Raw genomic sequence first — 9,141 nt, forward strand, 5'->3', positions numbered from 1 at the left:
CTTTGGATCTTCAATTACCCCTGCCTGAACACCAACGCCTTCAACCCACACTCAACATCGGCATCGGGAAACTCCGGCGGATTCTCCAACCGTTGCTCAAACCGTAGGCTCGGTGCTTCGCGAGTGACGCCGTCGATGAGGAAGTCCGCGCCAAAAGCCGGGTCGTTCATGCAGGCCAAAACCGTGCCCTGGGGGCTGAGCAGTTCCGGGAGACGGCGCAGCACGCGCTGATAATCCTTGGTCAGCAGAAAACTGCCTTTCTGAAAGGACGGTGGGTCGATGATCACCAGATCATAAGGGCCGCTATTGATCACTTTGCCCCAGGACTTGAACAGGTCGTGGCCGAGAAAGCTCACCTTGCTCAAGTCATGGCCGTTGAGCCGGTGATTGTCGCGACCACGGCTCAGGGCCGCGCGGGACATGTCCAGGTTGACCACATGCGTAGCGCCTCCCGCGATGGCGGCCACTGAAAACCCGCAGGTATAGGCAAACAGGTTCAGCACCCGCTTGCCGTCAGCATTGGCCCGTACCCAATCGCGGCCGTAGCGCATATCGAGAAACAGGCCGGTGTTCTGTTTGCGGCCCAGATCCACGCGATACTGCAGGCCGCCCTCGGTGATCGTCATTTCCTCGATCGGCTCCCCGAGCAGCCATTCGGTGGTGCTTTCCTGCAGATAGCGATGTTGCAGGAGCAAGGTATGTGCGCCGGAGGTTTTCCACGCAGGCGCCTGTGTGATCGCCATCAGTCGATGCTTCAAATCGTCCAGTTGCGACGCTAGCGGCTCCTTGAACACACAGACCAGCACCACGCCCTGGAGCCAGTCGACGGTCAATTGCTCCAGCCCCGGCCAGCAGCGGCCACGGCCGTGGAACAGCCGACGGGTTTCTGCAGGTGCTGCCGCAAGCGCTGTGAGCAAATGGTCGTGGAGGATGGAGAGGGCGTCTGGATTCATCGGGCAGGGTCGGTCATGTGGAAAGGGCGGCATTTTAACCACAATTATGCGCGGACAAACGGTCATGTTTAGCGGCCTGGAACGGAGAATGCCCTGGATAGGTGTATCAAAAATGAATTTTTCGCGAGGTCCGCTGTTCATACCTGTAGGTGGCGGATTTGAGCCTGCGAAACTATTTGCGCAATCAGGGAGTAGTACAGTCATGAGTCCAGCATCAACGGCGGGCGCGCGCTTGTCTGGCGGATTGATTCTTGTGGTTGAGGACGACCCGTTGATCCTGGAGTTTCTTTGCGAAATTCTTCAGGAGGAAGGCTTTGCGGTTGAACCACAGATCAGCGCGGACGCCGCATCGCAGTTTCTGGAACAGCACGCCCCGCAGGTGAGGTTATTGCTGACGGACATCACCATGCCGGGCAAACTCAATGGCGCGGACCTGGCCAATCAGTTTGGCGACCGTTGGCCAGACAAACCGATCATGATCATGTCTGGCTTCGAAACTCCGAAAAGCTCCGGGGTCAAGCATCCGGTTTCGTTCATCAAGAAACCCTGGGCGGTGGGGCAGTTGCTCGATTGTGTGCAACGCGCCTTGCAGTCGACCCGAGGTCTGTAAGAGCTGGTGTACATTAGCTGACAACATTTGCCTGGCTCTTGCAAAAGGAAGTCGCCCTTTGTCTGTCAAAACATCCCGGCTCAACAGGTCATACCGTGGCTTGCTGTTCGATATGGACGGCACCGTCCTCAACTCCATCGCCGCCGCCGAGCGGATCTGGACAACCTGGGCCGTGCGCCACGGCGTCGATGTCGAAACTTTCTTGCCGACCATCCATGGCGTTCGCGCCATCGACACCATCAATCGCCTGGCGTTGCCAGGGGTAGATGTCGAAGCTGAAGCGGCGTGGATCACCGAGGCGGAAATCGATGATGTGGAGGGGATTGTCGAGGTGTCCGGCGCGGCCAATTTCCTCAAGTCGCTGCCCGCCCACCAATGGGCCATCGTCACCTCTGCGCCGCGGGCGCTGGCGTTGCGCCGAATGGCCGCGGCCGGTATTCCCGAACCGGGCGTGATGGTTACCGCCGAAGACGTCAGCGCCGGCAAGCCCGACCCAGCGGGCTATCGGCTGGCGGCTCGTCGACTGCAGGTGGACCCAGCCGAGTGCCTGATCTTCGAAGACGCTGACGTCGGAATTCGCGCAGGCGAGGCGGCGGGTGCCAACATCATGGTCATCACCGCGACCCACGTTCATCCCCTTCAGACCCGGCACGCCACACTGGCCAGTTATGACTCGGTCACGAGTCATGTGGATGCCAATAACCTGATCCGTTTACACTTTTTGTAATCGACACGGCCCTGATGTGGTCAGTTCAGTAGATCCCCGGAATCAATCGCCAGCTACGGGCGCAATAAGCGTCGTATTCGCTGCCGAACTGCGTGCGTAACAGCGCTTCTTCAGAGCGAATGCGGGCGATCAGCGGTATCAACATCAGCGCCACCAGCAGCAACCCGACACCGGAACGAAAGGCCAGCGCCCAGCCCACGCCATTGATCAGCAGCCCCAGGTAGCTGGGGTTGCGCACATTCCGATAAATTCCGTCGGTGACCAGGCGGTGTCCTGGCTGAATCGCCACTAATCCGCTGAAGCGCTTGCCCAGTACAAACACCGGCCACATCCGCAACGCGCCGCCGCCAATGAACAGCAGCGCACCCAGCCAACGCACGCCCTCGCCACCGAAGGTCCAGAAGTCGATCCGGTCGGTGTAGGCCGGCAGATACCCGCTCAACAACCCGAGCACCCCGAAAACCGGCAGCACCCAGCGATTGGCCCGGTCTTCACGTTCGCCAGTGCTCAAATTGCCCTCACTGAACAACGACACGATCGCCATCACCAGGGTCGCAAGCGCAATGACCACCAGCGGTGGATGCGAGAAAAACGCCGCCAACCCGCCCAGCCCGAACACCGCGAGAGCCAGGTAGGCAAGGGTGCTGACGAGGGCGAAAAACGCGAGTTTGGCTGAGATTTTCATAACTGATCTCGCAAAAAGGGCATATCACCAGTGTAGAGGGGCAGCCCGTTATCAGAGCGGTAGTCGTCGAGCAGGGTGAACTAAGCTTGGATAAGGATGAGCCTGTCCGTTCGCTTCCAGCCCGTTGAAAGATCTCAACGCGCCGGTGCTGTCACAAGGAGCACACGATGCTTCACATCAGAACGCCCCTGATTCTGCATCCGGGTCTGTCGACTCCGACCCGGCGAATCTGGCTCAAGCTGGAAAACCTGCAACCCAGCGGCTCGTTCAAACTGCGCGGCATGGGCCTGTTGTGCAGCCAGGCGGCAGAGCAGGGCAAGCGCAAAGTCGTCTGCCCTTCCGGTGGCAATGCCGGTTTGGCCACAGCGGTGGCCGCCGCCAACCTTGGGCTGAAAGCCTGCATCGTGGTGCCGAACACGACCCCGGAAACCACCCGCGCCAGGATCAGGAAAACCGGTGCCGAGGTGATTGTCCATGGCAAGGTCTGGGACGAGGCCAATCAACGGGCGAAAGAACTCGCGCAAGGCGCAGACACCGAATACGTACCGGCTTTCGATCACCCGGTGCTGTGGGAAGGACACAGCACCATGGTCGATGAAATCCTCGAGGACTGCCCTCAGGTCGATGCGTTGGTGACATCCGTGGGGGGCGGCGGTTTGCTGGCGGGCCTGCTCACCGGCCTGATCCGTCATCAGCGCATGGATTGTCGGATCGTTGCGTGCGAAACCCAAGGGGCGGCGTCGTTCGCTGCCGCCATCGCTGCCGGGCACCCGGTCAGACTGCCGCGCATCGACACCGTTGCCACGTCACTCGGCGCCGCGCAAGTGGCCGCCTGGCCGGTGCAGCACATCCTTGATTTCCCGCATGAATGCGTGGTGCTCAGCGATGATGAGGCGATCATGGGCGTGGTTCGTTACGCCAACGACCTGCGCCAGTTGGTCGAACCGGCGTGTGGCGTTTCATTGGCGGTGGCGTACCTCGACCATCCGGCGATTGCCGAGGCCCATGACGTGGTGATTGTGGTGTGCGGCGGCGTCAGCATCAGCGCGCAGTTGGTCGCCGGCTGGGCACGCCTGTCTGCCGGGGTCGAAAAACACAGCGTTGAAGCAAGGTAGGGCTGTCACTAGCCCTACCGCTTACGTTTCAGACTTTATTGACCGGCTGGAACACCTTCTTGAACGAGGATCGCTCTGGCCAGGTCTTCATCGCTGGCCTTCAGGTCGGGATGATTCTGGCGAATTTCCTTCAATACCGACTCCAGGTAAACGCCACGGATCGTACCGCCGCTGGCGACAAAACTGGAGGCGTCATCCCGGGCGGGAATGACCATTTTGTGATCCTTGAACGTTGAGTACAGCGATGCGGATACCCCGGCTGAGGTGGCGACATCGCCCGCATCCACACGGGCCATGGCTGAGCCAAAGGGCAAGCAAAGCACGAGTGAAGATACTAAAAACAGACGGCGCATGACGGCGTCCTCCGAAGCGTGAAGCGTAAAAGAAGTAACACATAATTTAGGATGCCCGGCGGTGGTCAGGAGTTCCCTGTCGATCTACATATGCCTCACTCAATTCCAGCCAGATCTACCGTCATGCGACCCGTAGCGGGAGCATCGATGCTCTCGACCGAGCGCTCACCGGCGCGTTCGAGCAGCGGATACGCCAGGGCGGCGATGTGGTGATGCATGCGCCGGTAATCACGCAGTACCCGTTGGAAAATATCACCGGATTGCGCCCAGGTACTTTTGTCTTCCTGCAACTGGCGAAAGTGCTCGCGGCTGGCGCAGGCTTCGAGCCTTCTGACGGTCTCCTTGCGCTGGATCAGTTGATGGGCGGTGGCGATGTCTTCGCGCAGGAACACGGTGATCGCCAGGCTCAGGCTTTCCAGAACGGCGTCGTGCAGCGGGGCGATGTTGCCCAGTTCGAAGGCCGAGAACTGTTCACCCCGACGCAAGCGGCGCATGGCCAACTGCGTGAGGCTGCTGGAAAGAATGTCCGCGGCATGTTCGAGGTTGATCACGAACGTGAGGATTTCCTGGGAACGATCGGCATCGCTGTCACTGATGCCTTCCTTGCCGATGTCGGCCAGATAAGCGCGAATCGCCGCGCTGAGCAGGTCCAGGGATTGATCGATCCGCTGCACTTCATCGGCGCAGGCCGGTAGCGATGTGTGGAACAGCTGCAGCATCCGGCCGAGCATGGTCGAGAACATGTCGGTCATGCGCAACGCTTCGCGAGCGGCATTCGACAGGCCGATGTTGGCCACTTCCAGGCCGGCCTCGTCCAGATAGCACGGCATGCCGGGATCGACATCCCGCTCAGGTGCCGGCAGCAGTCGGGTGAGGGCATTGGCGAGTACGTCGGTCAGACCGATGAACACCAACGCGAGCAGTAGATTGAAACCGGTGTGCAGGCACACCACCAGGGTCGAGGGCGCGAGCGGCGCCTGAGCGAGCAATCCGGCAAACGGCAAGACCGCCAGAGCACCGACCGCACGCACCAGCAGGTTGCCCAGCGGCAGGCGTCGGCCGACGCTCGATCCGGCGTTGATGACCGAGGGCAGCGCACCGCCAATGTTCACCCCCAGCACCAGCGCGACGATGGTGCTGGCCGAGAGCATGCCAGTGGCGGCCAGCGAGACGATCAGTAACACCACGGCCACGCTGGAGTGGCACAGCCAGGTGAGGATCAGCGCCACCAGCAGCGCAATGACCAGATCGCCCTCGAGGCTCTGCATGATCAGCTGGAAGATCGGCGTGCCTTCGACTTCCGCCAATGTGGAGCCGAGCATGTGCAAGGCCAGGAGCATCAGCCCCAGGCCGATCAGTGCACAACCGACGCTTTCGTAGCGCGAGTCATCGCGCAGCCGAAAGACGATCAGGCCCGCCAGCAAAACGCTGGGCGTGAGCATCGACACATCGACGCTGAGCAACTGCACCACCAGGGTTGAGCCGATGTTGGCGCCGAGCATCACCGCCAGGGCCGGCGCCAGTCCCAGCGTCCCGGCGGCAGTGAACGAGGTCGCCATCAGGCTCACGGCGGTGCTGCTTTGCAAGACCCCGGTGATACCGATCCCCGACAACAACGCCATCCAGCGGTTGTTCAGGTTGTGGCCCAGCCACTGACGCAGCGGCGTGCCGAAGCCGCGCAACAGCGCCGAAGAAATCATATGAGTGCCCCATAGCAACAGGGCAATGGAGCCGGCGAGGTTGATCAGTAGAGTAGTTCCCGACATGAGGGCTCTCCCTTGTTTCGTATTACATTTATTGAAGACCCGGAACCCGGCTCGTGGTATCTGAATAACACCCGTGATTGTGGTGTTACTTGATGGTCCGCAACTAATTCCAATAATTCAGATTTTTACGGGCAATAAGAAGTTGTCGGATTCCCGTTTAAGGAAACCGTTCCGGAGGGACTTTAAAGTGCCTTCAGATCAACTGAAAATGCATGCCCCGATAGACAGGCCGAGCATCAGGCTCGCCTGCTGGAAGAGGCGCGCGATGCGCCGACTTTGTGGGGCCTGACTGTCGTCGAAGCTCCAGCGTTGCTGAAGCCGGCCGGTCGTCGGGCAGACACGCCAGTTGGCACGAGGGCGCACCTTGGCGTGGGTAGAAGGGGCGGAGAACGGGGCGCAGAGCCGAGTCGTCGGCAGACGCTCACGGCAGGGCTTGACCCGCATGGTCGATGCAAAGGCGCGTACGCCCGGCAGTACAGTGGTTTTGAAGTTCATAACATGCCTCTGGGCCGGAATGATTCCGGTGAGGCAAGTTACGGTGGAGCCTCAAGCTCTAGCGCAGCTCACCCGACCGAAAAGTCGAGGCCCGTCATTGTCTGGGTTATGTGCCAGATCCTGCGTGTGAGCAGTCATCCGACAGCGACTAGATACTGTGTCCATTGAATTCTTTTGTGAGTTGAAAAAAGCCGTTGTTATCGGCCGGCGCAATTTACTCAGGCAGGTTGGCAAAGTCAATCGCCGATAGCCGGTTAAGGTTGTGTTGAAGGGGGGAAGTTGGAAAGTGTTCAGGTCAATGACAGTTAATTGTTATTTTGAATGATCGTTAAATGGGAAATTAAACATAGAGTGTGAACGCCACGTAGCAGACCGTATGAAGTCATGCTGGCGATATCCTCCAGCCTGATCGATTATCGCATCCAGGGCTGGCTTGAATGAGTGGAGGGCAGGTGAGCGTCGATATCGAATGCGTGGTAGTCGGGGCTGGCGTGGTCGGGCTGGCGGTGGCCAGAGCCTTGGCCCGGACCGGACGAGAAGTGATCCTGGTCGAGGCGGGCGAGGGGATTGGCGTGGGCATCAGCTCGCGCAATTCGGAAGTGATCCACGCCGGGATCTATTACCCGAGCGGCAGTCTCAAGGCGCAATTGTGCGTGGAGGGCAAGCAACGCCTGTATACCTTCTGCGATGAGCGCGGTGTCGATTACCGGCGCCTCGGCAAGCTGATCGTGGCCACCGATGACCGTCAGCGCCATGCCTTGCAGGCGTTGCTGGAGCAAGGCCGGCGCAACGGTGTCGATGACCTGCAATTACTGGATGCCGGTCAGGCACGAGCGCTTGAGCCGGCGTTGTTTTGTGTTGCAGCGCTTTGGTCACCGTCTACCGGGATTGTCGATTCTCATGCCTTGATGCTGGCGCTTCAGGCCGATGCCGAAGCCTGGGGCACCTCGGTGGCCTTTCATACGCCGCTTACATCGGCCCGTTGTACCGAACAGGGTTTCGAGCTGCACATGGGGGGGACTCAGCCGATGACCTTGAGCTGTCGTGAACTGATCAACTGCGCCGGACTGTCTGCGCCAGAGGTGGCGAGCCGGATCGAAGGCTTGCCGGCGCGGCACGTGCCCAAGGCCTGGCTGTGCAAGGGCAGCTACTTCAGTTTCAGCGGCCAGGCGCCGTTCCGGCATCTGGTTTATCCAGCACCGGAAAGCGCCGGGCTGGGCGTGCACATGACCCTGGACCTGGGTGGTCAGGCCCGTTTCGGGCCGGATGTCGAATGGGTCGAGCAGATCGATTATCGCGTCGACCCCCATCGTGGCGAAGGCTTCTATCAGGCGATCCGGCGCTACTGGCCGGCGTTGCCCGATGACAGTCTGCAACCGGCCTACAGCGGCATCCGCCCGAAAATCAGCGGGCCGACCGAGCCGGTCGCCGACTTCATCATCAGCGGCCCGGACATTCACGGCGTACCGGGCCTGGTCAATCTGTTCGGCATCGAATCGCCGGGGCTGACCAGTTGCCTGGCATTGGCCGAACGGGTGGTGCAGCGTTTAATTCGCAATGAAACTCTGTAGCAGCTGGCGAAGCCTGCGTTCGGCTGCGTAGCAGTCGTGAATCCTGCGCACGTGGTTTATCTGACCCACCCGCAGCGTATGGTTTAGCGACTGCTGTGCAGCCGAACGCAGCCTTCGGCAGCTGCTACAAAGTCGTGCGGCGCAACCGATGATCAGGGTTTAGGCTGCAACCAGCTGCGAGGACTATTCTTGGCAATGCGCCCATCGCCATGGGAGATCTCTGATGATCAACGTACGCACTGCCCGCATGCTCGCCGATTACAAGCGCTGGGCCGATCAGCGACTCTTCGACARCCTCATGGCGCTGCCACCTGAGGAACTCAATCGCAAACGGGTGTCGGTGTTCAACAACATGATTGGCACCTTGAACCAGATCTACGTGGTGGACTGCATCTGGCAAGCCCACCTGGAGGGCCGGGGGCACGACTTCAAGACCTCCCATGGCCTGCTCCATACCGAGCTCGCCGAGTTGCGAATGGCGCAACAGGAGATTGATCAATGGTTCTGTGGCTGGAGCTCGGCCCAGACCGAGGAGTCGCTGGATAAACCCATCGAATTCACCTCCATGTCGGGGGAAAGCGGGGTCATGAGTGCCGGCGCCATGCTGTTGCATGTGGTCAACCACGCCAGCTATCACCGGGGCTGGGTGATTCAGATGTACTTCGACATTCCGGCCATACCGCCGATCACCGACCTGTCAGAGTTTTTGCGCGAGGTTCCCGGGTATTGAGTCGAGCCCTGGCCCGATAACAGCATAAATCCGCTGTGGGAAGTGCCCCTGTGGCGAGGGGGCTTGCCCCCGTTTGAGTGCGCAGCACTCACAAGATCTTTGGGATATCAGAGATTCTGGGGCCGCTTTGCAGCCC

General features: G+C 60.1%; 10 protein-coding genes. 5 read left to right on the top strand and 5 right to left on the bottom strand.

What is annotated here, in order from left to right; genetic code table 11:
- Window positions 1-14 precede the first annotated feature (14 nt).
- A complete protein-coding gene (locus AC1DIS_RS27630) occupies window positions 15-953 on the bottom strand; it encodes a class I SAM-dependent methyltransferase (protein WP_428636265.1) in 939 nt (312 codons plus the stop codon).
- A gap of 202 nt (window positions 954-1,155) precedes the next feature.
- Here AC1DIS_RS27630 and AC1DIS_RS27635 point away from each other — a divergent pair, with 202 nt between their 5' ends.
- Entirely contained in the window at window positions 1,156-1,563 is a 408-nt protein-coding gene (locus tag AC1DIS_RS27635; protein WP_305409080.1) for a response regulator, read from the top strand.
- Between the two features lie 58 nt (window positions 1,564-1,621).
- Window positions 1,622-2,290: an HAD-IA family hydrolase gene (locus tag AC1DIS_RS27640; protein WP_305409079.1), complete on the top strand. Its 669-nt coding sequence runs from the start codon at window positions 1,622-1,624 to the stop codon at window positions 2,288-2,290.
- A 25-nt stretch (window positions 2,291-2,315) separates the two neighbouring features.
- Here AC1DIS_RS27640 and AC1DIS_RS27645 read toward each other — a convergent pair whose 3' ends face one another.
- The gene (locus AC1DIS_RS27645) at window positions 2,316-2,975 is read right to left on the bottom strand and encodes a methyltransferase family protein (RefSeq protein WP_096480294.1); all 660 of its coding nucleotides are present in this window, start codon (window positions 2,973-2,975) and stop codon (window positions 2,316-2,318) included.
- A gap of 167 nt (window positions 2,976-3,142) precedes the next feature.
- Between AC1DIS_RS27645 and AC1DIS_RS27650 the strand changes: the two genes are divergently transcribed.
- On the top strand, window positions 3,143-4,090 hold the full coding sequence (locus AC1DIS_RS27650) for a pyridoxal-phosphate dependent enzyme (RefSeq protein WP_138867440.1): 948 nt from the start codon (window positions 3,143-3,145) through the stop codon (window positions 4,088-4,090).
- A gap of 35 nt (window positions 4,091-4,125) precedes the next feature.
- On the opposite strand, the gene AC1DIS_RS27655 is transcribed toward AC1DIS_RS27650, so the two are convergent.
- The 3 genes from AC1DIS_RS27655 to AC1DIS_RS27665 all read right to left on the bottom strand — a co-directional run bounded on the left by AC1DIS_RS27655 (window position 4,126) and on the right by AC1DIS_RS27665 (window position 6,704).
- On the bottom strand, window positions 4,126-4,443 hold the full coding sequence (locus tag AC1DIS_RS27655; protein WP_026286632.1) for a DUF2388 domain-containing protein: 318 nt from the start codon (window positions 4,441-4,443) through the stop codon (window positions 4,126-4,128).
- Between the two features lie 95 nt (window positions 4,444-4,538).
- Complete coding sequence (locus AC1DIS_RS27660; RefSeq protein WP_111453208.1) at window positions 4,539-6,209, bottom strand: Na/Pi cotransporter family protein; 1,671 nt, start codon at window positions 6,207-6,209, stop codon at window positions 4,539-4,541.
- A gap of 198 nt (window positions 6,210-6,407) precedes the next feature.
- Window positions 6,408-6,704 carry a hypothetical protein gene (locus tag AC1DIS_RS27665; RefSeq protein ID WP_477743190.1) on the bottom strand — a complete coding sequence of 99 codons (297 nt, stop codon included), beginning with the start codon at window positions 6,702-6,704 and terminating at the stop codon, window positions 6,408-6,410.
- A gap of 452 nt (window positions 6,705-7,156) precedes the next feature.
- Here AC1DIS_RS27665 and AC1DIS_RS27670 point away from each other — a divergent pair, with 452 nt between their 5' ends.
- The gene (locus tag AC1DIS_RS27670) at window positions 7,157-8,275 is read left to right on the top strand and encodes an NAD(P)/FAD-dependent oxidoreductase (RefSeq protein ID WP_192350340.1); all 1,119 of its coding nucleotides are present in this window, start codon (window positions 7,157-7,159) and stop codon (window positions 8,273-8,275) included.
- 223 nt (window positions 8,276-8,498) lie between these two features.
- Window positions 8,499-9,005 carry a DinB family protein gene (locus tag AC1DIS_RS27675; RefSeq protein ID WP_477781212.1) on the top strand — a complete coding sequence of 169 codons (507 nt, stop codon included), beginning with the start codon at window positions 8,499-8,501 and terminating at the stop codon, window positions 9,003-9,005.
- Window positions 9,006-9,141: the final 136 nt, after the last annotated feature.

It is taken from the genome of Pseudomonas sp. 05N433 (assembly GCF_056396925.1).

Bases quoted from the DNA above. Each gene is read 5' to 3' on its own strand.
- AC1DIS_RS27630 (WP_428636265.1), bottom strand. From the start codon at position 953: ATGAATCCAGACGCCCTCTCCATCCTCCACGACCATTTGCTCACAGCG.
- AC1DIS_RS27655 (WP_026286632.1), bottom strand. From the start codon at position 4,443: ATGCGCCGTCTGTTTTTAGTATCTTCACTCGTGCTTTGCTTGCCCTTT.
- AC1DIS_RS27635 (WP_305409080.1), top strand. From the start codon at position 1,156: ATGAGTCCAGCATCAACGGCGGGCGCGCGCTTGTCTGGCGGATTGATT.
- AC1DIS_RS27660 (WP_111453208.1), bottom strand. From the start codon at position 6,209: ATGTCGGGAACTACTCTACTGATCAACCTCGCCGGCTCCATTGCCCTG.
- AC1DIS_RS27650 (WP_138867440.1), top strand. From the start codon at position 3,143: ATGCTTCACATCAGAACGCCCCTGATTCTGCATCCGGGTCTGTCGACT.
- AC1DIS_RS27645 (WP_096480294.1), bottom strand. From the start codon at position 2,975: ATGAAAATCTCAGCCAAACTCGCGTTTTTCGCCCTCGTCAGCACCCTT.
- AC1DIS_RS27665 (WP_477743190.1), bottom strand. From the start codon at position 6,704: ATGAACTTCAAAACCACTGTACTGCCGGGCGTACGCGCCTTTGCATCG.